A 21,982-nucleotide genomic window follows, 5' to 3' on the forward strand; every position below is an offset into this window, starting at 1 on the left:
CTTATGGAAAACAACGAAACGCGCGTTGCCGCTTTCAAGATCACGCTGCTGACGCTTGCCGGAGCGGTGGCAGAGGTCACGCTCGAGCGCTGGCTCACGATTGCGATCTTGGTCTACACCCTGGCCCAGCTGTATTTCTTGGTTCGGGATAAGTGGTGGCGCGATCCGGAGCGCTTCAAAGAGAAGGAGGGGCACGCAGAATGATGCTCAATAAAACCAGGGTCGCAGCAGCGGCCCTTTCCATTTCTGCGGCTGCTGGTACCGCATGGATTGCAGCAGAAGGGGATGGGCCCAAGAGCGTCAGCAAGACCGGGGAAGTCCTGCTGCATCCCTATGTGCCCACGCAAGGCGATGTACCGACTATCGGTCACGGCTCCACGCGCTACGAAGACGGCCGCGGCGTGACGCTGGCAGATCCGCCCATTACGCGCAAGCGGGCCGTCGAGCTGGCGCTGGGCGAGCTCGACCGCACATATGCGCAGTGCGTGCGTGACAGCCTGGGTCAGACGCTGGTGAATCAGGCCGAGTTTGACCAGGCAGCGGATTTTGCGGGCCAGTACGGCTGCAGCGCTTGGCGCGGCTCCAGCATGCTGGCCAAGACCAAGGCGGGCGACTATACCGGCGCATGCCGGGCTTACCTGGGCTACAAATTCATGACGAGCACTCGACAAGAGGGCCCGGGCTGGACGGCCTATCAATGGGACAAAACGGGCAAGCCAGCTCGCTGGCGCTTTGACTGCAGCACCCCGGGCAACAAGGTATGCCGCGGCGTCTGGACGCGCCAGCAGGGGCGCTACAGCGCTTGCATGGAGGCCCAGCCATGATTGGGAAGCCTCAAGTTCTAGCGCTGGCGCTGCTGGCCAGCCTCTCGGGCAATGCTGTGCTGGGGTGGGCCTACCTCGGCCAGCGCGACCGAGCCACCAGTGCCCAGGCGAATACTGGGCATGCGATTCAAGAGCGTGATGCGGCACGCGGTATCGCCCAGGCCTGCAGCGATGGTGTGGGCGCTGTGGCAGCTGCTGCAGCGACCCAGCAGGCTCAAGCCGCGCCAGCACTGGCAGCCGCAGCGGCACAAGCCCAGACGCTCAACAAGCGAGCAGACAGTACATTGGCGACCGCGCCGGGCCCGGATGCCTGCACCAGCATGCAGGCCATGGGTGATGAATGGTTGAAGGGGAGGGCTACGCAATGATGCGCGCTATCTATTTTGTAGCTTGTTGCGCAATGGCGGCGGGTTGCACGACCACAAAAGAGGCCACTCCTGTTGAGCTTCAAAAAATCAACATCGCTGTGCCCGTGTCGTGCCAAGCGGCTGAGCCAGTGCGCCCAGTGATGCCCACTGAGGCTCTGGCTCCCGGAGTGCCGCCTTTCGTGCTGCTGCGCGCTTCCCTGGCAGAGATCGACCGCCGCGAGGCATACGAGGTAAAGCTGGTCGCCGCCCTGGCTAGTTGCAGGGAGCATCTGAAATGACGAAACCCCTGTGCCGTATGGTGCGTCGTGCTACGGAGTGCTAAGCCCACTCGGCTTTTTGCGACAATGACTTAAGAGGCAGTGCGCAATCCGCACACCTAGAGCACACAGGCCGTATGCTGCGGCAAGCCAGAACTGACGGGTCCACAGTAACGTCATTAGGATCAATGCATCACCGAAACCACTAGCCAGCCGGTATGTAGTTGGTGGCAACGGTGATGGAAGGTGGCGAATCGATGAACCAAATACCTTGTGGGCTCGCCAAGTGAGCCAGGCCCATCTAAGCCCGGCAACCCAAGCATTGATAGTGACAAAGGTTGTCAAGAGGAAGCCTAGTGCAAATTGTGCAGAGTGTGGATGTAGATGTTCGTACCAAAGCGTGACCAGTAAAAGTCCATCAACTCCAAGTAGCAACAGCCAGCGAGTCGAGGAGATATGCACAGGCGAATCCATGGAGGGCCGACCCATTTGCTACTTTACTCGCCGGACATTCAGTTCTAACTCATACCCCATGGCAGCCAGTGCGGCAGCTACGGTGTCGATCTTGGTGGCGTGGCCCAAGTCAAAAACGCGGGTCATTTCTTGGGGCTTCACACCCATCGCCCGGGCCACGTCTGCAGGGCGCGCACCGGTGGCCAGCCGGGCATTGAGCAGGGCCACCTTGACCGCGACACTGGCGGGCAGTTCCACCAGGCGCTCGCCTTTTTCGGGCTTGCTGGGCGCGGGTACTGCGCGGCCATCTTCAAAATAAAAGTCCATGGCTGTGACCAGCGCGTCCCGGGCCATTGACTCAGCTTCCGCGAGATCATCCCCCTGGGTAAGGGCTTCCGGAATATCCCGGAAGCTGACGGTGTAGCCCCCTTCGTCGGCGGGATCGAAGCGAGCAGGGTACTTTTGCATGTTGTTTCCCATTTAGTGGTCGTGAAGCTCAGGAATTCAGGCTAGGCCCCTTCGGGCCTGCCTCCTTAGTTGATTCCTAGTTGCTTCAGGATTGCGCGTCTTGTGCCTTCCTTCAGCTCTTTACTTGGGTGTCTTGGCAGGGTGCTTGCTTTGCCGTTGTGGTACAGCCTCCAGTGATTCGTACCGTTCTGGACTCTGACCCCCTGCGCTTCAAGCCACCGCTTGAATTCGCTGATTTTCACGACCACCTTTCTTTTGTTGCGATGGTGCAAGTATAAACAAAAATGCTTGTATAGTGCAAGCATTTTTGTTTATTTTTAAAGGTCGGCATGCTGATGCCCCGGGATGGGTCAGTACCCCTCTATCAGAGGCATTTCAGTTCCATCGACCGCAATCATCACGCCCGTGGTGTTGGGTCGATTTCTATTGGGACTCCCCACAGCTCATTGGGCTTGCCGAAGGAGTTAACGATGTTGAACTGCCTCAGCTCTTCCGGCGTCATCTTGATCAGCTTGGGATAGGCGTTGTTGTGCGCCTTCCAGTGCCTCAGAAAGGTGTGGCAAACGCGCTTGTGGACTGTATGGATCGGGGATTCATCGGTCATGGCTGGATTGTCTCAGCGCGGGCAAATGGGACAACCCCGACCGGAAACGGCCAAGGCAGACGATCGATCAGCGGGAGCACTGTCTGCAGATGTGCAGAACATCAAGCAAAGAAAAAATAATAAAATTTGTGTTTCTTATATAAAAGTATTATGATAGGCGGCAGCTGCATACTTCAACTAGTCGTCTTGCAGTGTCTTTCGGAAGGCAAAAATGTCGTTCGGCAAGAAATTTTTCGCGAGACATCTCGCACCGTTGGCTGTAGAGCAGCAGCCAATTGAGTTATCGAAAGCTCATGTGGGCCGCTCGGCCTGCTTTGATTGAACTAGATTCCACTGACTCCTATCGCTATGGGCAAGTACTTCGTTACGCCCACATCACACAAGACCAATTGCGGTCGCTTTCAAGCTTCCTTCGCACTTCAGCGCACCAGGCACAACAGCAGTTACTGCCGTGTTTTTCGCTTTGACAGAACATTCGCCTCGACCGAAGCAGCAAAGATCTTTGCTGTAACGCAAGGCTGGTTGCATACCTCCATGCAGCCATCGATGTGCTGAGCCGCTAACGAGCTCCCAACTTCATCCTCCGGTTGCTGTGGACTCCCATTCCCACTGCCACATTCAAACGATGCGTCAATCGTTGACGCGTCACCATTAGAAAAGGCTCCTATGAGCACCAAAATTTACGTTGGCAACCTGCCTTACTCCGTGACCGACTCCAACCTGCGAAGCAACTTTGCTGAGTTCGGAACTGTTACCTCTGCCAAAGTCATGATGGATCGTGAGACCGGACGCTCCAAAGGCTTTGCGTTCGTGGAGATGACGTCTGCGGACGAATGTCAGGCAGCTATTTCTGCTTTGCATGGCATGTCCGTTGATGGACGTTCGATCGTTGTCAATCTTGCGAAACCTCGTGAAGAAGGCCGTGGATTCGGTGGCAACCGCGAATTCCGCGCCAGCTCTCGTCCAAATGTTGGCTATGGCAACGATGGCTATGGCGGCGGCTACTGATCTAGTTGCAAACTCAAGAAAAACGCCCTCAGTTCGAGGGCGTTTTTGTTCCAGTGAGTGGGCCGATTGCTACGGCTTGCAGGCCGCTGGCTGGCCTTCTATGAGACGCGGGTTTTGAGGAGTGCAGCCTGAGAACTAGCGTGTGGTTGCGCTGGCTGATGGCAAGCTCGCAACGTCCATGCTTGTGACGCTCATCCTTGGCATCGGCATGCATGTCGTCAAGCTGAGCAGGAAGCAAAACAAAAAACAGTTCCGGGCGAATTAAGGCCTCCCGGGACGGTTCATAGGGTATGGTGGGTAACTTAAACCACTAAGGAAACGCCTGATGCCAAAACCCAACTACCAATTCGAAAAAAGGCAGCGGGAGCTCGAGAAGAAGAAAAAGAAGGCTGAGAAGGCTCAGCGCAAAGCTACAGGGTCCGAAACAGTTGCGCCAGTCCTGAACTCTGAGGCACTGGTTGAGAACAAATAGGTAAGGGATAAGCTTTGTGTCGGTGCGACTTTTGAGAGTCTCAAAAGAGCCGCGCCGGCACGCCTTGCGGCGGGGGACTTTGAGTCCCCTTGATTGGGCGTTCGATTAGCTGAACTGGGGGGCGGCTAAAAACGTCTGGTGGAGATCTGGCCAGGCCGGCCCGGTCGGGGCTGATGCGGGAGCAACCCCCCACAGAGCACACCTGTCGCTTGTAGCGGTCTGTCTTGGTGCAGCGCAGCTCAACCTTTTTCTGAAATGTCAGCTCGGCCGGTGCTTGCCGGACGCCCCCCGAAGGGCTGCTTGCGCTCAAGGGCGTCGATGCCCTGCAGTCTCACCTTGACTTGTTCGTCTTGCCCTGGCTTGCCACATCGAGCAGTCAGGGCGTCGTCATCTGAGACCCCGACAACAAGGCGGATGAGGGCTGAGGCGAGCATAGGGCAAAGTCAGAGAGGGCTGCTATCCAGTGCATAATAACGACCGGTCATATCAAACGAGAAATGACCGATGCGGAGCGCTCCGCAAATCTAGGTTGAGGCTAGACCCAAAAAACCTAGTGAAATCAAGTATCTGCCCGTAGCTCAGTTGGATAGAGCAACAGCCTTCTAAGCTGTGGGTCACAGGTTCGATCCCTGTCGGGCAGGCCAAGCGTAGAAAAAGCCCATTCATGCAATCACATGAATGGGCTTTTTGTTTCTGCATCAGCAGTGCACCGCAGAGTGCATTAAGACTCTGCGATCTTGCCTCTATATTTTCATTCCATCTCTTCTTCAAAAACGACCGATGGTGCGGCGACGACGCGTGCAATGTCGGTGGGGGCAGTAATCAGGCTTTTGCTTACATAGCTGAAGGGTGTGTCAGGCTCGAGGGCTGCAGTCGCCAAATGCGCTTTGGCCTGATTGAGGGTGATGTAGTAGCTGCCCATTGGCGCTTCAATGGCGCCACGCGTCAGCACAGGGGTGTTGCTGCCGGTACGGGATGGGGTGTAGTTTTCTGCCAGCATCTGACCAGATTCTGCAATCTGCATGACTTGCACTCCCTGCAGGCGCAAACGGTCGACGGCTCGTCCTGAGTCAGCCGACAGCCAGTAACCGCATGGGCGGGGACGGCTTTGTTCGGGCTTTATGTTCAGCGATGAGTTCCAGTCCACACGGGCTTCGATTTCCTGGCCGGATTCGGCCTGCAGCATACGGATGGTGCGTTGCTCAGGTGTTTGTTTGGCCTGGATGGTCAGGGTGTTGCGGCACGTGAGAGCGGAAATGTCGCGGGACACAAAGGATTCGACCTGCTTCAGGTTTTTCGATTTTTCGGCTGTTGCACGCAATGCAGCCGTTGCCGCAGTGACCAGACTGTGTACGCGACGCTGAATGTGCAGGCGCCCCAGATCGGAGCCGCGACTGGCTATCAGCAGAGCGACAGAGTTTTTGAGGCTGCTGGTGTTGGCAAGAGTGTCGGCAGTCAAACCGGCCATGGACATTGATTTGTCCTCAGGCTGAGCACTGGGCTGAAAAAACCATTCATTGCTGAGCTCTGCCTGCTTGAGAGCGTTGCGTATGGGTTGACTGAACCACTCTCGCGCTGCCTTGTTGACAAATTCGTGTGTATTGGCCGTGGCAGCGGGTTGAAGTAGTACGTCGTAGCGCTGCACGGCCTGAAATTTCTGCAGCAACGTGCCAGCTGCTGCAAATTCACGTAGATCAATCACAGCTGCAGGCCTGTAGTTACGGGTCAGGCGGGCGAGGGCCTGTGCTTCCGGAGTGCTCAACAGCAGATGATCGTGAACGAGGTCTGTGCCGTCTGCCGTGACGTGGCTGGCTGTACCTGCCGCATCAGGATTGGCCCGGGGTACGATGATGATGTTGGTCTGCTGCAGCAAGGGCGACAGCAGGCCGCCCTGGCTCAGTTCACGTGCGACGACCAACAGGGCCTCAGTGCTGGCAGGTTCGTCGCCACGTTGGCCGCCGACCAAGAGCACGGTGGGTTTGCCGCTGCTGTTGATGGTTGTTGCCTGGGTGCTTTGGCCCTGAGTCGCAATAAGCGCTTGAATCGGCAGCCCTCTTTGAGAGGTGCCGATAGTGACGGTGGACAGTTGCGAGCCGTTACCGGCCTTGCTGCTCACTGATTGCAGCCATGTAGAAATTTCCGTCTGTGTGCTGAACTGCTGTCGCCCGCTACCCAGACCCGGAGTGTCATAAAGAGTGGTGGGGTCGGTAAAGCGAGACTCGATGGCCGGGTTATAGGGCAGGGCTGTCAGCTGTGGCGTAGGGGCAACCGCCTGGCTGATTACCGAAGGGGCGGCAGGAGAACTTGCTGCGGAGGGGGCCGGGGCCGTTGCAGGGCCTGACATGCCAGCCCAGGGCGGCAGCTGCACATTTGCACAGGCCGTCAACAGCACTGCCGAGCCCACTGTCGTCAGCTTGAGCATGCTTTGGGTCCAGACGGACTGCGTGCGCTTGGCATGAGAGAAAACAGGCTTGGTAAGAAATGTCATAAGTTCAACGCAGATAAAAAGAACATGCCAAGAGCGAAAGCTCAAGCTTCGCACATCTGGAACCCATATTAGGTCGGCTGGCTTGCTGTCGGCTGTCAGCGCGCAGCGATGCTGCAGCTGGAAAAAACAGAAGGGCTGCAATATTGGAGATTGCAGCCCTTCAGGAGGTTGGGTTGAAGGTGATTTCACACCTTCAGCCATGGACGCCGTGGATTAACGGCCGTAACCGCCGCCAAAGCCTCCACGGTTGCCACCGCGATTGCCTCCGCCAAAGCCACCACGACCGCCGCCAAAGCCGCCACGGCGACCACGGTCAGCCATGCTGTCCACGCTGGTGCGCATTGGATCTGGCTGGCCACCACCGTTGCTGCCGCGTGCGCCGTTGTGGCGGGCGTGGCCTTGCTGCGTACCCAGGTGCGCATCGGCACGGGGGGGCTGGTCGTCGTAGCGATTGCCGCGCTCACGTTCACCGAACTGGCGGGCGCCGCCGCGTTTGGGGGCTCGCTGTTGATCGCTATTGCCTTGGGGGCGTGGAGCGCGGTCGCTTTGGCCAAACGAGTTGCTGCGCTCGCCATGGCGCTCGGTGCTGCGATCGGAGTTGCGTTCGCCACGCTCCACCGCTTGCTGGCCCTGGCCGCGCTGGCTGTTGACGCGGCTGTTGCTGCGGGGCTTGTGCTGGCGTGCGGGGCGTTGCTGTGCTTCACCTTCTGCTTCGCCTTGCTGGGCATCTGCAGCAGCAGGGCGACGGCCACCGCGGCCGCCGGTGGGCGCCTTGTTGGAGCGGATGCGCTCCATCATTTCCTGGCGGGCTGCCTTGGCAGCTGCCTGCATCACATCGCGGCTGGGAGGCTTGCCGGCGCCACCCCACAGGGTCTGTCGGCCCATGGCGATGGGCTCGGCGATTTCGCCTTCCTCAGGACCAAAGCCTTCGATGGGCTGCACCGGAATCTCCTGCTTGGTAAAGCGCTCGATATCCATCATGAAGCCTTCTTCGTCCATGCAGACCAGGCTGACTGCGTTGCCTTCGCGGCCGGCACGGCCGGTACGGCCGATACGGTGTACATAGTCTTCCGAGATATTGGGGATCTCGTAGTTCACCACGTTGGGCAGCTCATCAATGTCGATGCCGCGTGCCGCGATATCTGTTGCCACCAGCGCGCGCAGTTCGCCTGTCTTGAAGCCTTCCAAGGCCTGAGTACGGGCGCTCTGGCTCTTGTTGCCGTGCAAAGCCATGGCGGAAACGCCGTTCTTGGTCAGGTACTCGGCCACGTTGTTGGCGCCAAACTTGGTGCGGGTGAACACCAGCACCTGGCTCCAGTTGTTTTCCTGGATGATGTGCAGCAGCACCTGCTTTTTCTTGCCGCGTCCCACGGGGTGGATGACCTGCTTGATACGCTGCACGGTAGTGTTGCGCGGCGTGACCTGGATGGATTGGGGGTTGCGCAGCAGACCATTGGCCAGCTCGCGAATTTCATCGCTGAAGGTGGCAGAGAACAGCAGGCTTTGCTTGTCTTTGGGCACGAGCGCCAGCACCTTCTTGACATCATGGATGAAGCCCATGTCCAGCATGCGGTCGGCCTCGTCCAGGATCAGCATCTCGACGGTGGACAGGTCCATGAAGCCTTGTCCGGCCAGGTCCAGCAGACGGCCGGGCGTGGCGACCAGAACGTCCACGCCTTTCTCGATGCGGGCAATTTGCGGCTTCATGCCCACGCCGCCGAAAATCACGGTCGAGGTGATGTCCAGATACTTGGCATAGCCGCGCAGGTTTTCTTCCACCTGGGCCGCCAGTTCGCGGGTGGGGGTCAGCACCAGAGTGCGAATGCCCTTGCCGCCAAACTTGTTCTTGGGCGCTGTGCCGCTTGCCAGGCGCTGCAACATGGGCAGCGTGAAGGCGGCCGTCTTGCCGGTACCGGTCTGGGCGCCGGCCAGCAGATCGTGTCCGGCGAGAACCAGAGGAATGGCCTGTGCCTGAATGGGGGTCGGGTTTTCATAACCCTGTTCTTGTACGGCCTTCAGAATAGCTGGGGCCAGATTCAGTTCTTCAAATGTCATTGTGATCAATTGCGCCAATCCTGGGCGCGGGGTATCAGCCTGTCATGGCACCCGTGGGGTGCCTGGCCAGTTGTAGGCAGATATAGTTTGCGTGTTGGGAGCTTGGAAACGCTTCCTTTGTCCCCAGCTGAAGTGCTGCTGCAGCAGGCAACTGGACGCCTGTTGCGAGGGGTATTGTCGCATGCACCGATAATCATGGTTTGATTGCCGTGTAAAGCGGCACACTTTTTTGCATAAATCCAAGTAACTCAAAGCAATTCGGACATGGCTCAATACGTTTTTTCGATGAATCAGCTGACCAAGACGGTGCCGCCCAAGCGCCAGATCTTGAAAGGCATTTCCCTGAGTTTCTTCCCCGGCGCCAAGATCGGCGTGCTGGGTCTGAACGGCTCGGGCAAGTCTTCGCTGTTGAAGATCATGGCCGGTGTGGACAAGGAGTATGAAGGCGAAGCCATCCCCATGCAGGGCCTGTCCATCGGCTACCTGCCCCAGGAGCCTCAGCTCAATCCCGAGCACACCGTGCGCCAGGCCGTGGAAGAAGCCATGGCCGAGGTGAACAATGCCAAGGCCCGTCTGGAAGAGGTATACGCAGCTTACGCAGAAGAAGATGCGGACTTTGACGCCCTGGCTGCCGAGCAGGGCGAGCTGGAAGCCATCATCGCTGCCGCAGGCACCGATTCCGAGCACCAACTGGAAATCGCTGCCGACGCGCTGCGTCTGCCCGCCTGGGATGCCATCGTGGGCCAGCTCTCCGGTGGTGAAAAGCGCCGCGTGGCGCTGTGCAAGCTCCTGCTGTCCAAGCCCGACATGCTGCTGCTGGACGAGCCTACCAACCACTTGGACGCCGAGTCCGTGGACTGGCTGGAGCAGTTCCTGCACCGCTTCAGCGGCACCGTGGTGGCCATTACCCACGACCGCTACTTCCTCGACAACGCGGCCGAATGGATTCTGGAACTGGACCGTGGCCATGGCATTCCCTACAAGGGCAACTACTCCGACTGGCTGATCCAGAAGGGTAACCGCCTGGAAGCCGAACAAAAGGGCGAAGAAGCACGTGCCAAGGCCTTGAAGAAGGAGCTGGAGTGGGTGCGCCAGAATGCCAAGGGTCGTCAGGCCAAGTCCAAGGCCCGTATTGCGCGCTTTGAAGAGCTGAGCGATTACGAATACCAGCAGCGCAATGAAACACAGGAAATTTTCATTCCTGTGGCCGAGCGACTGGGCTCCAAGGTCATCGAGTTCACCAATGTCTCCAAGTCCTTTGGCGACCGCATGCTGATCGACAACCTTTCGATGAACATTCCCGCTGGTGCCATCGTCGGCATCATCGGACCGAATGGTGCCGGCAAGTCGACTCTGTTCAAGCTGATCGCGGGTAAGGAGCAGCCTGATTCAGGTACGGTGGACATCGGACAGACCGTGAAGATGGCCTTTGTGGACCAGCACCGTGATGAACTGGCCAACGAAAAGACCGTGTGGGAAGATATCTCCGGCGGTTTGGACATGATCACCGTGGGCAAGTTCACCATGGCGTCGCGCGCTTACGCGGGCCGCTTCAACTTCAACGGTCAAGACCAGCAAAAGAAGGTCGGTAACCTCTCCGGTGGTGAGCGCGGTCGCCTGCACCTGGCCAAGACGCTGATTCAAGGCGGTAACGTGCTGCTGTTGGACGAGCCCTCCAATGACTTGGACGTGGAAACCCTGCGTGCGCTGGAAGACGCGCTGCTGGAATATGCTGGTACCGTGATGGTCATCTCGCATGACCGCTGGTTCCTGGACCGTATCGCCACGCATATCCTGGCCGCCGAAGGCGATTCCCAGTGGGTATTCTTTGACGGCAACTACCAGGAGTACGAAGCCGATAAGAAGAAACGACTGGGTGAGGAAGGTGCTGCGCCCAAGCGCATGCGTTACAAGGCGTTGAAGTAAGCATCAAAATGTCTCCGGCATCGGCTGGAGCGGGTATTCTTAGGGGCTATGAGCCTCGCACATGCATCCGTTTCCGTGCTGCGCACCTGCCTTGTCCAGGTGGTGCGTGGCGCTGATGCATTCGCGCTGCGATTGTTGCAGCGCACCGAATATGCGTTGGAGCAATCGCTCTCGACGGGTTTTCACTCTGCAAGGCGCGATGTGCTCGGCGCTGCGCTGCATAACCTGCAGCAGCACCGGGCCTCGGTGATCAGCAGCTTCCCGCAGAATTTGCTGGAAGCGCTGGTGCTGTCAGCGCGCCAACCTTTTTCCTTTTCTGCCCAGACACTGGATACCGTCAATGGCCGGCTTTTGCCATTGGCGGCCATGGCCGAGTCGGCCAGCCGTCAGCTCAAGGCCGAGCACAAGCTGGTGCAGATGGTCGAGCCTCAGGTCGAGCTGGCGCTGGCCGATCTGGATGCGTTGATGAGTGGCGCTCAGGGGCTTGAATCTGCTCGGCCAGAATGCAATCCGCTGCGGCTGGAGAACTATGTACGCGCTTTGAGCCAGTCGTTGACAGCTGTTCAGCCCGCCACGGAAGTGGCCGATTGCTGGCATGAATTCATGTCGCAGCAGCTAGGCTCGATTCTGGCTTCTGAATATTCCCGTGCCGCCAATTTGCTGCGCCAGCATGGCGTGCAGCCTGCCCGCTATGGCGCGGACGGTGACACCCGGCCTCAATGCCTGCTGACCTTGCGGTTATTGCAGGAGTTGGCCTCAGATCTGCGCTGGATTGATGATTCGCGCTGTACCGTGCCCCAGTCGCTGACGGACTCCATGCTGGCGGGGTGGCCAGCGACCGAGCCTGCCTCTATTGCATCTGTGCAGGATTCGGGGCTGGAGCCGGGCTGGACTTCGTATTCGGCCAATGCGCTGCAGACTTCGCAGCAACCCTGGGTACCCAGTGCTCTGAGGGGATTGCGCGCGCCACAGCCCAGTCAGGCACCCAGTGCTCTGATTCAGATCCGCACGCTGCAGCGAATGATGAGCCATATGACCAGCGACGGCCGCCTGCTGCCACCGGTGCAGCGGGTCTTGTTGCGGCTTGAACCCATGTTGAGCCAGTTGGTGGCGCAAGACGGTGCTTTCTTTGAAGATCGCTTGCACCCCGCACGGCAGTTGCTGGACGAGCTGACGGCTCGCAGCCTCTGGTTTGCCAGCGAATCTGCTCTGGGATTTGCCCACTTCATCACCGTGGCAGAGGCTGCGGCGAACCAGTTGGCCAGTGCAGGGCAGGCAAATGCCAATGTATTTGCCCGAGTGCTGCAATTTGTGCGCGAGCAGTGGCCGCCGGAAGGTCGTATGAGCCGCATTGCGGCTCTGAGCCAGCAAACCGAAGTCGAGCATTCCACGCGGCCAGGGCTGATGAGCTCGGCGCTGGGGCTGGTCGATCGTCAGATTGTGGGCGCCATCGAGCAGATCAAGCCCGATGCCCTGCAACTGGCGCAGATGATTCGCAGTTTGCCCAGTGCCAAGGGTGTGCCTGAAGACATTCTGGATTTTGTGACCGGCCCTTGGGCCGGTGTGATTGCCCAGGCACAGCAGCGGGCTGAGCCAGGGCAGGAGCGCGACCCAGGGGGCTATCTGGCGCTGGTGCCCAGCCTGCTGTGGAGCGTGTCGCCGCAGGCCGCTCAGGATGTGACGCGGCTGGTTGCCATGGCGCCCAAGTTGCAGCGCCGCCTAGCGCGAGGCTTGCGCAGTGTGGGCCGCACGGATGTCGAAATCGCCGCACTGGCGGCCCGACTGGGAAGCCTTCAGCAGCGGGTACTGGATGCGGCCGAGGCCGCGGGCCAGTCCGGCTCCGACGAGTTTGCCAAGGTGGATGTACTCGGTGAACTGCCCAGCGTGCTGGCGGGTCTGGATGGAGCCTCAGAAACCGTGCGCGCAGGACTGGATATCACCTTGCCGGTACTGACCGACAGAGTCGAGGATCTGCCATTAGTGGCCGTGATGCGAGAGGCGCAGGTTCAGGCCGCAGCCCATTCCTCAGGACCTGTCTTCAAGACCACAGCGCCGCAAAAGACAGCAAGTGCTCCATTGGACGAGACAGAAGCAGTTGTTTCTGCTGCCATGGCGGCCCATGCATCCATGGGGCAGAGCAAGCCTGCTGATGTTGCCGAATGGCCTTTGGGCACCTGGGTGGAGCTGTGCAACGAGCGCCAGCAACTGCGCACCAAGCTCACCTGGGTCAGCCCGCAACAAAGCCTGTTTCTGTTTACCGCCGAAGACGGAAGCACCCAGTCCATGACGCGCCGCATGCGCGACAAATTGCTGACGCAGGGGCAGTTGCGGCGACTTGAGGCGATGGCCTAGCTGCTTGCGCGCAAATCCTGATGGCTGGGCAGCGTCGTCTGGCCTTCGATGCGTACCGATTGGGCGAGCAAGACGGCGCGCGCAGTGGCTATGGCCACGGCTTCGGCCGCCAAGGTGCTCAGCGTCATCATTCCCTGCGATTTGCCGCTGCGACCCGTGCCCAGGGCAAACAGGCTGTCGCCATCGCTCATGGTATGCACGGGGTTGATGGCACGTGCCAGGCCGTCATGGGCCACTACGGCCAGGCGGTGGGCCTGGGCCTTGGTGATGACGGCGTCGGTCGCTACGACGCCAATCGTGGTGTTGCTGCCAGCCAGAACCGGCCTGGGCTCCTCGCCCGCCAGCAAGGCATCGCGGGTGCCACGCAGTTGCAGGCCGTCTGCCGTGCGTGCCCCGGCCAGCAACTCGCCGTTGAAGGGGTTGAACACATCGCCCAGCGCATTGCAGGCAATGATGGCTCCCACGGTGACGCCATCGACAGTAAAGCTGGCCGTGCCTATGCCGCCCTTCATGGCGCGTTCATGGCCAAAGACCTTGCCCACCACGGCGCCTGCGCCAGCGCCTACGCTGCCCTCGGCGGGGCGCCCCGTGCCTGAGTCCAGCCCCGCATTCCGGCAGGCGGCATAGCCGGCCGCGGCATCGGGGCGTATGCGCATATCGCCCATCATCACGTCGAAGAGCACGGCCGCCGGCACCAGCGGAATGCGGCCCACGCCGATATTCAGGCCCGCTCCTTGCTCTTCCAGCCAGCGCACGGCCCCTGTGGCAGCGTCCAGCCCCCAGGCGCTGCCGCCGGCCAGCATGATGCCGTGGACCTCCTGCACCAGATTGCTGGGGTGCAGCAAGTCGGTCTCGCGCGTGCCGGGGGCTGCGCCGCGCACATCCACACCACCCACGGCACCCTGAGGGCAAAGCACGGCGGTGCAGCCCGTGGGGCGGCGCGAGTCGCTGAAATGGCCGACGGAAATGCCCTGCACACGACCGATATGGCCTTCGTGTGCGAGCAAATCCTCAATCGTTGAAAAAGCGCTCATGCCCGTACTCCTTGTATTTCTTATATGTTTTTGTGGATAACCAGATGGTTTTTTATTCTTTAGGGTTTGCCCGTGTAAGGTTCATACTTGCTCACATTGTTGCAGCCCGGTAAACAAATGAGAACCGTGCCGCCCACACGCATCAAATTCAAGGAGTGATCCATGCCCGCCCATTTTTCCTTTGCCGCCAGCCGCCGTGCCGTTCTGGCCACTGCTGCGGTCGCATTGCTGGCGACTGCCGGTGTGCCTGCTCTGGCCCAGGACCCGGTCAAGAAGAACCTGCTGATCGGTGCCACTGCCGGCTCCAACTATGACCTGCTTCAAAAAGGCATAGTGCCTCAGTTGCAGAAAAAGGGTTATCAGATCAAGCTGATCGAGTTCAACGACTATGTTCAGCCCAATCTGGCGCTGTCCGATGGCTCGCTGGATGCCAATTTCTTCCAGCACCGTGCTTATTTCGATCAGTTCACCACGGATCGCAAGCTGGCGCTGACAGCGATTGCTCAGGGACCGGTGGCACCCATGGGCGTGTACAGCAAAAAGCACAAGTCTCTGGCCGATATCAAGAGCGGCGCCAAGGTGGCTCTGCCCAACGATCCCAGCAACCTGGCCCGTGCATTGCTGGTGTTGCAGCAGGCCGGCCTTGTCAAGGTCAAGGAAGGCGTGAACCCGGCCCGTATCTCCGAGCTGGATCTGGCCGCCAATCCCCACAAGCTCAAGTTTGTGGCGCTGGAGGCAGCCCAGTTGCCCCGCGTGCTGGAAGACGCTGACTATGTGGTGGTCAATGGCAACTTTGCCGTTTCCTCGGGCCTGAAGCTGAGCGAAGCCGTGGTGCTGGAAAAGACTCCCGATCTGTACCTGAACGTGGTGGCCGTGAAGACCGGCAACGAAAACAGCCAGTGGGCCAAGGATCTGTCCGCTGCTTACCGCTCGCCCGAGTTCAAGGCCGTGGTGGACAGCCAGTTCCCCGGCTACTCCAAGCCTGCTTTCCTGAAGTGATGGGGTTGGACTGAAGACGCCAAGGGCCGCGATGCGGCCCTTTTTCATGCCCGTGGATTTGCTGGTTTTAGATCAAAAGCAAATAAGAGCATGGGTTTTTATTGGTTGGAATTTGCTCTCCGTGTCTGGATACTGCAAAGGCCTCTGCATGGATGCAGAGTCAGACCTTTGATATCAAAACACAGTACATCAACGAGGAGCAAAGCATGACCACTCTTTTTTCCGCAGCGCACCGCCGCCGCTGTCTTCTGGCCACAAGTTTGCTGGCGGGAGCCGCTCTGGCCATGGGCGCCCTGCCGGCCGCGGCTCAGGACGCCGGCAAAAAGCAGCTGGTCATCGGCGGCACGGCCGGCTCCAACATCGACCAGCTGCAGTACGGCATCGTTCCCATTCTGCAGAAGAAGGGCTACAAGGTTCGCCTGGTGGAGTTCAACGACTATGTCCAGCCCAACCTGGCCCTGGCCGACGGTTCGCTGGATGCCAATTTCTTCCAGCACGAGGTGTATTTCAATCAGTTCAAGGGCGACCGCAAGCTGGATCTGACGGCGCTGGTCCAGGGGCCGATTGCGCCCATGGGCGTCTACAGCAAGCAGCGCAAATCACTGGCGGATCTGAAGGAGGGCGACCGCATTGCCCTGCCCAATGACGCCAGCAATCTGGCGCGCGGCATTCTGCTGCTGCAGCAGGCCGGGCTGGTCAAGCTCAGGGAAGGCGTGAATCCGCTGCGCGTGTCCGAGCTGGACCTGGCCTCCAACCCGAAGAAGATCAAGCTGGTGCCCCTGGATGCGGCTCACCTGCCGCGTGCGCTGGATGATGCGCAGTACGCCATCATCAACGGCAACTTTGCGATTTCCTCGGGCATGAAGCTCTCGGATTCGGTGCTGCTGGAAAAGACGCCCGAGCATTATCTGAACATCGTGGCCGTCAAGACCAAGGACAAGGATGCGCAATGGGCCAAGGATCTGGCTGCAGCCTACAAGTCCGCCGAGTTCAAGAGCGTGGTGGACAGCAAGTTTGCGGGCTATGCCAAGCCCGCATTCCTGCAGTAAGACTCAGCCGACAAGGGCCTGAACCTCGTTCTCCAGATGGCGCAGCGCGCGCAGTTCGATCTGCTGCAGCTGCGCTTTCTGCGTTTCGGGCAGGCCCTGCAAAAGCGCGGCGGCGCCAAAGTCGCTGAGCAAGGCCTGCCCGGTCTGCAGATTGCACAGGATATTGTGGGCATACAGATCACCATGCAGCAGACCGAGGCCGTGCAGATGGGTGATGGCAGAGCGTATGCCTTGCAGCAATTGGTGGGCCTGGCCAGCTTGCAGGCGCAGTTCGGGGTCATAGACGTCACGTGTACAGCTGTCGAGGCTTGGCGGCCCGGCCAGCGGCTGCATGGCCGCATCCAGCAGGGGCAGGGCCGTGGCTGTTTGCCCGTCAGGAGCACCCATAACCTGCGCCAGTGGCGTCAGCAGATGAGGGTGCTGTCCTGCCGCAATGCCTGCTGCCAGTTCGGATTGCGGCGTGCCGTCGCTGGTCCGGGCGGCCTTGAAAACCTTGAGTGCCAACTCCTGTCCGTTGAGGCTGGCGCGGTAGATATGGCCGCTGGCACCTTCGCCCAGCTTGCCGGCGATTTGCAAATTTTGATAAAAAATGGGCTCAATCCCATGCCCTGAAAGCGTATCCAGCTCCTGTTTTTGAGTTAATGGATTGCCTGCCAGCGCCAGCCATGCCAGGCGTGGCAGCCGGAAGATGACTTCAGGAGCATCTTCGAAACGGTTGCTTGCAATGCGCAGCAACTCCAGCGCCTGGCAATGCTCCAGGCTCCGGGGCAGCTGTCTCAGCTGGTTGCACGACAGCATGAGCTTTTGCAGGCGCGTGCATCGGCCCATGGATTCGGGCAGCCGCTGCACGCGGTTGTCCGTGAGAATCAGCCAGCGCAAGCGTGGCGGCAGGCTGTCCTCGGGCACATGCTCGATGCGGCAGGCCTTGAAGCCCACCATTTCAAGTTGCGGCATGCGGCCCAGCACGCGGGGCAGTTCGCTGAACGGATTGTTCGAGGCAAACAGAATACGCAGCCGCGCAAAACGCGTCAGCTCTTCTGGCAATGTGGTGAGCTGGTTGTCCGACAGATCGAGGATCTCCAGCGTCTCGGCCAGCTGATAAAGCGCGGCGGGGAACTCGGTCAGCCCATCGCTGAGCCTGATATGGTGTGTGCGGGCCAGTGAACCATTGGCCAGCCCGGAGTGAAACTGCTCTAGCGTCAACATAGGACGCGCAGTCTACGCCCTGCGCACCCGATACACCTCAAACACACAATGCACGGAATGCCTGCATGAAAATCTTCAAAGACCTGCCTGCGCTGGTGCAGGCGTTGTCCGAGCTGGCGCTGAGCGACTGGGTGGATCTGCCCGCCGACGCCGCTGCCCAGCTCGATGCGCCACATCAGTCCCCGCCTGCAGATTTGCTGGCTCAGCCTGCTTTGCGCTTTGTGGTGCGCGATGCGAATGAGGTGCCGCGCATGGGCCATAGGCCCTGGATGCCGGTTGCGGTGCTCGCTCAGATGCACTGGCCTTCACCATCGGACGTGGTGGCATGGTCTCGTTTTCTGCAGGCCGAGTTCGGGCGCAGCCAGCGCTCTGTAGAAAACCATGATGTGTGGGATGAGGCCGACGTGCCCGAGCCGTATTGGCTGCCCGCCGATGCTTCGTTCGAGCAGCGGCTGGCCTATTGGCATCAAGGCCTGCAAGCCCATGCCTGGATGGACGAAGAGCCTGCCCAAGCCAAGCCTTTCAGCCAGGCCGAGCTGCACCTGTGCGAATGGCGCCTGGGTTGCAATCTGCCCCAGTCCTTGCGTGACTATCTTTTGCAACTGGGTGTGCTGGACTGGGCCGAGCGTTTGCTGAGTCCGCGCTTTGATCTGGTGGCGCCGGAGGCAGACATGGACGCCATCGGTCCGGTGCAAGTCGTGTTCCCGGGTATCGCCGATATTGTGGAAATGAGTGCGCCGCAACAGGCACAGGTCTTGATGGCGCAGTTGAATGAGCTGGTGGTGTTCGGTGACTACCTGGGCAATGGCAATCTCTGGTGCTTTGACCGCCGCGATGGCTCTGTCTGGTATCTGGACCATGACAGCAGCCCCTTGCTGGCCCGTATGTTTGACGATGCGGGTGACTATCTGGACGCGCTGGCTCTGATGTCGCTATGCCGCAGTCACGCCGTGGCCCAGGGGCGGGGTGATGGCGATGAGCAGGCCGAAGTGCTGCTGGCAAAGCGCTTTGGGCGGGCGCTGATCAGGAAATGGATGTACTGAGATGACTATGAAACTGCTCAAGGCCGCTGAAAAAGGCGATATCGCTGCGCTGGAGCTGCGCCTGAAGGACGGTGACGATATCGCCTATGTGCAAAAGAGCACAGGCCTCAATGCGCTGATCACAGCCCTCAATTGCGGCAACGATGCTGCGGCCCAATGGCTGGTGGAGCAAGGCAGTCCGCTGGATCAGGTGAGCCTGGCAACCGGTATGACCGCCACCGCCTGGGCGGCCTTCAACGGGCGCACAGAGATGCTGCAAGCGCTGCGGCAAGCGGGGGCCGATCTCGACAAGACAGGGGATGACAAAGGCCGAACCCCGTATCTGATTGCCGTGGACCATGGCGCGTGGGAGGCCGTACGCTGGTTCTGGTCGGCCGGGGTCGACCTCCAGCGAAGAGACACCCAGGGTCGCAATGCCCATGATCTGCTGGTGTGCAGCGGTCGTGATGTGCCCGGGGATCTGCTGGAGCGTGTGGCAGGCCATGCGGCCGTACCGCCCGCGGGGCGGTGACGCGATGACGATGCCATGTTTGCATGGCATCGTCATCGCCTCAACGGCGAGATTGCATCAGGACGCTGGCTGGATACGGGTGATGATCAGCGATCCATCCTTGTCCTCTGCATGGAACAGTACCTTGTCGCCGGCCTTGAAAGAGGCCGACTGTGCAGAGCCTGACAGCGCAAACACCATGGTCATGGGAGGCATGTCCAGGTTCTTGATTTCTTCATGGCGAATCGTCAACTTGCCTGTGCGGGCATCCACACGGGTGATTTCACCGGCGGTCAGCACATCGGTCTGGCCAGCCGGTGCGGCTGTCGAAGCATCGGCCATCGCCCCATGGCCTGCGTGCGCCGAGTGATCCTGTGCGATAGCGGGGGCTGCCAGTGCAATGCCGAGGCTCAGGGCTGCCAAAGTGGTGTGAAAGAGGTTTCTCATCATGTTCTCCTGAATTGAGGGAGGGTCAGCCGCGATAGCTGGTGAAGACGGAGGTGCTGACATCGCTGTTCATGAGGTTCTTGGTGACCAGCAGCACGTCATAGGGGTCTTTGCGGCCGCCGTATTCGGGGCCGTCCATGCCGGGGCTGCCAATCGGCATGCCCGGTACGGTGATGCCCAGCGCCTTGGGTTTTTGCTTCAGCAGCTTGTGCACATCGGCGGCAGGCACATGGCCTTCAACCAGATAACCGCCCACCAGGGCGGTATGGCAGGAACCCAGGCGGGTAGGCAGGCCCAGCTTGGCGCGTACGGCGCTGTTGCCCACGTCGTGCACCTTGACGGCGAAGCCAGCCCGCTCCATCAGGGCAATCCAGTCCTTGCAGCAGCCGCAGTTCGGGTCTTTCCAGACCTCCATGGCAATCTTGGCGGGAGCAGCCGCCATTGCTGGCAGCGCAGCCATGCCGGCAGCGGCGGCCAGCAGATGCAGGACGTGGCGACGGTTGGTGCTTGTCATCGGGAGTTCCTTTCTTGCGTTATTCGGTGACGGTGAAGCGTCCCGTCATGCCGGCCTGGTAGTGGCCGGCAATCAGGCAGGCGAAGTCGAATTCGCCTGCGCGGTTGAAGCTCCAGACCATGTCTTCGGTCTGGCCTGTGGCTACATGGGCCATATAGGGCTCGGCATGCTCCATGCCGGGGTACTTGAGCATCATCTGCGCGTGCTCATCAAGCGATGCCCGGGTGCCCAGCACCATTTCGTGCATGAGACGGCCTTTGTTGACCACGCGCAGGCGCAGGGTTTCGCCCTTTTTCACGCTGAAATGACTGGGGTTGAAGCGCATGTCGTCCGTCATCTGGATGGTGATGGTGCGCTGGGCGTCCCTGGCCTCGGCTGCAATGCCCCAGGGCTTTTGCTCCTTGATCACGGGACCGCTGGCATGGGCGTTGTTTCCATGCGCAAAACTAGCGCTGGTGATTGCTGCCAAAGCGCAGGCAGCTATGAAATGAATAGTCTTCATGGGAGTCTCCTGGCGTCAGTGCTGGGTGTGTGCACCCGTGGCGGGGCCGGTTTCGGGTTTGCGTACGGTGGCGGCACCGGGAGCGGTGCCGGGCGTGGTCTGGCGGGGGGCCTTGGCATCGAAAGGCGCGCCCTGCCATTCATAGGCCCTGGTGCCCTTGGGTTGCTGATACCAGCCGGGATCGCCGTAGTCGTTGGCACCCAGGTTTTTGCGCACCTTGAAGCTGGTGAACATCCCGCCCATTTCGATAGGGCCGTAAGGGCCCTGGCCGGTCATCATGGGGAAGGTGTTGTCGGGCAGAGGCATTTCCATGGCGCCCATATCGCCCATGCCGCGCTCGCCCATCAGCATGTAGTCGGGCACGATCTTCTGGATCTTGCCCACCAGGCCGCGGTGGTCCACGCCGATCATGGTGGGCACGTCGTGACCCATGGCGCCCATGGTGTGGTGGCTCTTGTGGCAGTGGAAAGCCCAGTCGCCGGGTTCGTCGGCAATGAATTCCACCTGGCGCATCTGGCCCACGGCCACATCCGTCGTCACCTCGGGCCAGCGGGCGGACTTCGGCACGGGGCCGCCGTCGGTGCCCGTGACCTCGAACTCATGGCCGTGGATATGGATGGGGTGGTTGGTCATGGTCAGATTGCCCACGCGGATGCGCACCTTGTCACCCTGACGAGCCACCAGCGGGCTGATGGCGGGGAAGGCGCGGCTGTTGAAAGTCCAGATATTGAAATCCGTCATCTCATTGATGCGCGGCGTCATGGTGCCGGGCTCGACCGCATAGGCGCTGAGCAGGAAGGCATAGTCGCGCTGCACCTTGTCGATCAGCGGGTGGGCTGTCTTGGGGTGAGTGATCCACAAGCCCATCATGCCCATGGCCATCTGCACCATCTCATCCGAATGCGGGTGGTACATGAAGGTGCCGGGGCGGCGCGCCTCGAACTCATAGACGAAGGTCTTGCCCGGCGGGATATGGGGCTGGTTCAGGCCTCCCACACCGTCCATGCCATTGGGCAGACGCTGGCCATGCCAGTGGATGGTGGTGCTCTCGGGCAGGCGGTTGGTGACGAAGATGCGCACCTTGTCGCCTTCCACCACCTCGATCGTGGGGCCTGGCGACTGGCCGTTGTAGCCCCACATATTGACGAAGAAGCCGGGCGCCACCTCGCGCACCACGGGCTCGGCCACGAGGTGGAACTCCTTGACGCCCGCATTCATGCGCCAGGGCGTGGTCCAGCCGTTGAGCGTGACCACGGGTTGGTAGGGGCGACCGTTGGGCGGCGTCAGAGGCGCGGCCGTGTCGGCGCTGCCTTGAATGACGGGCTCGGGCAGGGCCGCCATGGCAACCCGGCTGACGGCCATTGAAGTGGTGGCGGCTGCCACTGCAGTGGCAGCGCCGGTGAAAAAGGATCGGCGTTGCATA

At 60.1% G+C, this 21,982-nt stretch carries 22 protein-coding genes, 1 tRNA gene and 1 pseudogene; 13 read left to right on the plus strand and 11 right to left on the minus strand.

Annotated elements, in window-relative coordinates:
- Positions 1–3 precede the first annotated feature (3 nt).
- Genes CTR2_RS08305 through CTR2_RS08315 form a run of 3 tightly spaced genes read left to right on the plus strand, consistent with a single transcriptional unit; the run spans position 4 to position 1,192 of the window.
- Positions 4–204, plus strand: coding sequence for a hypothetical protein (locus tag CTR2_RS08305; protein ID WP_087085846.1), 201 nt, complete (start codon positions 4–6; stop codon positions 202–204).
- A complete protein-coding gene (locus CTR2_RS08310; RefSeq protein ID WP_476390650.1) occupies positions 204–824 on the plus strand; it encodes a glycoside hydrolase family protein in 621 nt (206 codons plus the stop codon). The genes CTR2_RS08305 and CTR2_RS08310 overlap by 1 nt, the downstream gene beginning before the upstream one ends.
- Positions 821–1,192 carry a hypothetical protein gene (locus CTR2_RS08315; RefSeq protein WP_087085844.1) on the plus strand — a complete coding sequence of 124 codons (372 nt, stop codon included), beginning with the start codon at positions 821–823 and terminating at the stop codon, positions 1,190–1,192. Before CTR2_RS08310 ends, CTR2_RS08315 begins: the two co-directional genes overlap by 4 nt.
- 749 nt (positions 1,193–1,941) lie before the next feature.
- Here CTR2_RS08315 and CTR2_RS08320 read toward each other — a convergent pair.
- The 3 genes and pseudogenes from CTR2_RS08320 to CTR2_RS08330 form a co-directional block, all read right to left on the minus strand.
- On the minus strand, positions 1,942–2,370 hold the full coding sequence (locus tag CTR2_RS08320; protein ID WP_059440524.1) for a type II toxin-antitoxin system HicB family antitoxin: 429 nt from the start codon (positions 2,368–2,370) through the stop codon (positions 1,942–1,944).
- 65 nt (positions 2,371–2,435) lie between these two features.
- Positions 2,436–2,675 (minus strand): type II toxin-antitoxin system HicA family toxin, encoded by a 240-nt coding sequence (locus tag CTR2_RS08325; RefSeq protein ID WP_409021389.1) that lies wholly within the window; start codon positions 2,673–2,675, stop codon positions 2,436–2,438.
- 45 nt (positions 2,676–2,720) lie between these two features.
- Positions 2,721–2,974 (minus strand): annotated as a pseudogene (locus tag CTR2_RS08330) (hypothetical protein).
- Positions 2,975–3,322: 348 nt separating this feature from the next.
- On the opposite strand from CTR2_RS08330, the gene CTR2_RS27530 reads away from it, so the two are divergent.
- The 4 genes from CTR2_RS27530 to CTR2_RS08345 all read left to right on the plus strand — a co-directional run bounded on the left by CTR2_RS27530 (position 3,323) and on the right by CTR2_RS08345 (position 5,098).
- Positions 3,323–3,529 carry a hypothetical protein gene (locus CTR2_RS27530; RefSeq protein WP_080554114.1) on the plus strand — a complete coding sequence of 69 codons (207 nt, stop codon included), beginning with the start codon at positions 3,323–3,325 and terminating at the stop codon, positions 3,527–3,529.
- A gap of 111 nt (positions 3,530–3,640) precedes the next feature.
- Complete coding sequence (locus CTR2_RS08335; RefSeq protein WP_003063420.1) at positions 3,641–3,982, plus strand: RNA recognition motif domain-containing protein; 342 nt, start codon at positions 3,641–3,643, stop codon at positions 3,980–3,982.
- A gap of 325 nt (positions 3,983–4,307) precedes the next feature.
- A complete protein-coding gene (locus CTR2_RS08340) occupies positions 4,308–4,454 on the plus strand; it encodes a hypothetical protein (protein WP_003063417.1) in 147 nt (48 codons plus the stop codon).
- 567 nt (positions 4,455–5,021) lie between these two features.
- A tRNA-Arg gene (locus CTR2_RS08345) sits at positions 5,022–5,098 on the plus strand.
- Positions 5,099–5,205: 107 nt separating this feature from the next.
- Here CTR2_RS08345 and CTR2_RS08350 read toward each other — a convergent pair.
- Together CTR2_RS08350 and CTR2_RS08355 are read right to left on the minus strand one after the other, a co-directional pair.
- On the minus strand, positions 5,206–6,942 hold the full coding sequence (locus tag CTR2_RS08350) for a M14 family zinc carboxypeptidase (RefSeq protein WP_087085842.1): 1,737 nt from the start codon (positions 6,940–6,942) through the stop codon (positions 5,206–5,208).
- Between the two features lie 213 nt (positions 6,943–7,155).
- The gene (locus tag CTR2_RS08355) at positions 7,156–8,997 is read right to left on the minus strand and encodes a DEAD/DEAH box helicase (protein WP_087085841.1); all 1,842 of its coding nucleotides are present in this window, start codon (positions 8,995–8,997) and stop codon (positions 7,156–7,158) included.
- A 264-nt stretch (positions 8,998–9,261) separates the two neighbouring features.
- Between CTR2_RS08355 and ettA the strand changes: the two genes are divergently transcribed.
- Positions 9,262–10,923 carry an energy-dependent translational throttle protein EttA gene (ettA, locus tag CTR2_RS08360; protein ID WP_003063408.1) on the plus strand — a complete coding sequence of 554 codons (1,662 nt, stop codon included), beginning with the start codon at positions 9,262–9,264 and terminating at the stop codon, positions 10,921–10,923.
- Positions 10,924–10,971: 48 nt separating this feature from the next.
- Positions 10,972–13,275: a DUF1631 family protein gene (locus CTR2_RS08365; protein ID WP_087085840.1), complete on the plus strand. Its 2,304-nt coding sequence runs from the start codon at positions 10,972–10,974 to the stop codon at positions 13,273–13,275.
- On the opposite strand, the gene CTR2_RS08370 is transcribed toward CTR2_RS08365, so the two are convergent.
- Complete coding sequence (locus tag CTR2_RS08370; protein ID WP_087085839.1) at positions 13,272–14,309, minus strand: P1 family peptidase; 1,038 nt, start codon at positions 14,307–14,309, stop codon at positions 13,272–13,274. The genes CTR2_RS08365 and CTR2_RS08370 overlap by 4 nt on opposite strands.
- Before the next feature lie 162 nt (positions 14,310–14,471).
- On the opposite strand from CTR2_RS08370, the gene CTR2_RS08375 reads away from it, so the two are divergent.
- The gene (locus CTR2_RS08375) at positions 14,472–15,308 is read left to right on the plus strand and encodes a MetQ/NlpA family ABC transporter substrate-binding protein (protein WP_087085838.1); all 837 of its coding nucleotides are present in this window, start codon (positions 14,472–14,474) and stop codon (positions 15,306–15,308) included.
- Positions 15,309–15,514: 206 nt separating this feature from the next.
- The gene (locus CTR2_RS08380; protein ID WP_087086085.1) at positions 15,515–16,357 is read left to right on the plus strand and encodes a MetQ/NlpA family ABC transporter substrate-binding protein; all 843 of its coding nucleotides are present in this window, start codon (positions 15,515–15,517) and stop codon (positions 16,355–16,357) included.
- A 3-nt stretch (positions 16,358–16,360) separates the two neighbouring features.
- Here CTR2_RS08380 and CTR2_RS08385 read toward each other — a convergent pair whose 3' ends face one another.
- Positions 16,361–17,563, minus strand: coding sequence for a leucine-rich repeat domain-containing protein (locus tag CTR2_RS08385; protein ID WP_087085837.1), 1,203 nt, complete (start codon positions 17,561–17,563; stop codon positions 16,361–16,363).
- Positions 17,564–17,628: 65 nt separating this feature from the next.
- On the opposite strand from CTR2_RS08385, the gene CTR2_RS08390 reads away from it, so the two are divergent.
- Both CTR2_RS08390 and CTR2_RS08395 read left to right on the plus strand, forming a co-directional pair.
- Entirely contained in the window at positions 17,629–18,606 is a 978-nt protein-coding gene (locus CTR2_RS08390) for an SMI1/KNR4 family protein (RefSeq protein WP_087085836.1), read from the plus strand.
- A 1-nt stretch (position 18,607) separates the two neighbouring features.
- Positions 18,608–19,117 (plus strand): ankyrin repeat domain-containing protein, encoded by a 510-nt coding sequence (locus tag CTR2_RS08395; protein ID WP_087085835.1) that lies wholly within the window; start codon positions 18,608–18,610, stop codon positions 19,115–19,117.
- 57 nt (positions 19,118–19,174) lie between these two features.
- On the opposite strand, the gene CTR2_RS08400 is transcribed toward CTR2_RS08395, so the two are convergent.
- The 4 genes from CTR2_RS08400 to CTR2_RS08415 are packed head-to-tail and all read right to left on the minus strand — an operon-like array spanning position 19,175 to position 21,981.
- Positions 19,175–19,543 carry a copper-binding protein gene (locus CTR2_RS08400; protein ID WP_087085834.1) on the minus strand — a complete coding sequence of 123 codons (369 nt, stop codon included), beginning with the start codon at positions 19,541–19,543 and terminating at the stop codon, positions 19,175–19,177.
- A 25-nt stretch (positions 19,544–19,568) separates the two neighbouring features.
- Entirely contained in the window at positions 19,569–20,057 is a 489-nt protein-coding gene (locus tag CTR2_RS08405) for a DUF411 domain-containing protein (protein ID WP_087085833.1), read from the minus strand.
- 19 nt (positions 20,058–20,076) lie between these two features.
- A complete protein-coding gene (locus CTR2_RS08410) occupies positions 20,077–20,559 on the minus strand; it encodes a cupredoxin domain-containing protein (RefSeq protein ID WP_087085832.1) in 483 nt (160 codons plus the stop codon).
- Positions 20,560–20,574: 15 nt separating this feature from the next.
- Entirely contained in the window at positions 20,575–21,981 is a 1,407-nt protein-coding gene (locus CTR2_RS08415) for a multicopper oxidase family protein (RefSeq protein WP_087085831.1), read from the minus strand.
- Between the last annotated feature and the right edge of the window lies 1 nt (position 21,982).

The sequence above is a fragment of the Comamonas thiooxydans genome, assembly GCF_002157685.2.
In the GTDB taxonomy this organism is placed as follows: Bacteria; Pseudomonadota; Gammaproteobacteria; order Burkholderiales; family Burkholderiaceae_C; genus Comamonas; species Comamonas testosteroni_H.

Excerpts from the sequence above, each read along its gene's own strand:
- CTR2_RS08305 (WP_087085846.1), top strand. The coding sequence starts at position 4 with ATGGAAAACAACGAAACGCGCGTTGCCGCTTTCAAGATCACGCTGCTG.
- CTR2_RS08310 (WP_476390650.1), top strand. The coding sequence starts at position 204 with ATGCTCAATAAAACCAGGGTCGCAGCAGCGGCCCTTTCCATTTCTGCG.
- CTR2_RS08315 (WP_087085844.1), top strand. The coding sequence starts at position 821 with ATGATTGGGAAGCCTCAAGTTCTAGCGCTGGCGCTGCTGGCCAGCCTC.
- CTR2_RS08320 (WP_059440524.1), bottom strand. The coding sequence starts at position 2,370 with ATGCAAAAGTACCCTGCTCGCTTCGATCCCGCCGACGAAGGGGGCTAC.
- CTR2_RS08325 (WP_409021389.1), bottom strand. The coding sequence starts at position 2,675 with ATGCTTGCACTATACAAGCATTTTTGTTTATACTTGCACCATCGCAAC.
- CTR2_RS27530 (WP_080554114.1), top strand. The coding sequence starts at position 3,323 with ATGGGCAAGTACTTCGTTACGCCCACATCACACAAGACCAATTGCGGT.
- CTR2_RS08335 (WP_003063420.1), top strand. The coding sequence starts at position 3,641 with ATGAGCACCAAAATTTACGTTGGCAACCTGCCTTACTCCGTGACCGAC.
- CTR2_RS08340 (WP_003063417.1), top strand. The coding sequence starts at position 4,308 with ATGCCAAAACCCAACTACCAATTCGAAAAAAGGCAGCGGGAGCTCGAG.
- CTR2_RS08350 (WP_087085842.1), bottom strand. The coding sequence starts at position 6,942 with ATGACATTTCTTACCAAGCCTGTTTTCTCTCATGCCAAGCGCACGCAG.
- CTR2_RS08355 (WP_087085841.1), bottom strand. The coding sequence starts at position 8,997 with ATGACATTTGAAGAACTGAATCTGGCCCCAGCTATTCTGAAGGCCGTA.
- ettA (WP_003063408.1), top strand. The coding sequence starts at position 9,262 with ATGGCTCAATACGTTTTTTCGATGAATCAGCTGACCAAGACGGTGCCG.
- CTR2_RS08365 (WP_087085840.1), top strand. The coding sequence starts at position 10,972 with ATGAGCCTCGCACATGCATCCGTTTCCGTGCTGCGCACCTGCCTTGTC.
- CTR2_RS08370 (WP_087085839.1), bottom strand. The coding sequence starts at position 14,309 with ATGAGCGCTTTTTCAACGATTGAGGATTTGCTCGCACACGAAGGCCAT.
- CTR2_RS08375 (WP_087085838.1), top strand. The coding sequence starts at position 14,472 with ATGCCCGCCCATTTTTCCTTTGCCGCCAGCCGCCGTGCCGTTCTGGCC.
- CTR2_RS08380 (WP_087086085.1), top strand. The coding sequence starts at position 15,515 with ATGACCACTCTTTTTTCCGCAGCGCACCGCCGCCGCTGTCTTCTGGCC.
- CTR2_RS08385 (WP_087085837.1), bottom strand. The coding sequence starts at position 17,563 with ATGTTGACGCTAGAGCAGTTTCACTCCGGGCTGGCCAATGGTTCACTG.
- CTR2_RS08390 (WP_087085836.1), top strand. The coding sequence starts at position 17,629 with ATGAAAATCTTCAAAGACCTGCCTGCGCTGGTGCAGGCGTTGTCCGAG.
- CTR2_RS08395 (WP_087085835.1), top strand. The coding sequence starts at position 18,608 with ATGACTATGAAACTGCTCAAGGCCGCTGAAAAAGGCGATATCGCTGCG.
- CTR2_RS08400 (WP_087085834.1), bottom strand. The coding sequence starts at position 19,543 with ATGAGAAACCTCTTTCACACCACTTTGGCAGCCCTGAGCCTCGGCATT.
- CTR2_RS08405 (WP_087085833.1), bottom strand. The coding sequence starts at position 20,057 with ATGACAAGCACCAACCGTCGCCACGTCCTGCATCTGCTGGCCGCCGCT.
- CTR2_RS08410 (WP_087085832.1), bottom strand. The coding sequence starts at position 20,559 with ATGAAGACTATTCATTTCATAGCTGCCTGCGCTTTGGCAGCAATCACC.
- CTR2_RS08415 (WP_087085831.1), bottom strand. The coding sequence starts at position 21,981 with ATGCAACGCCGATCCTTTTTCACCGGCGCTGCCACTGCAGTGGCAGCC.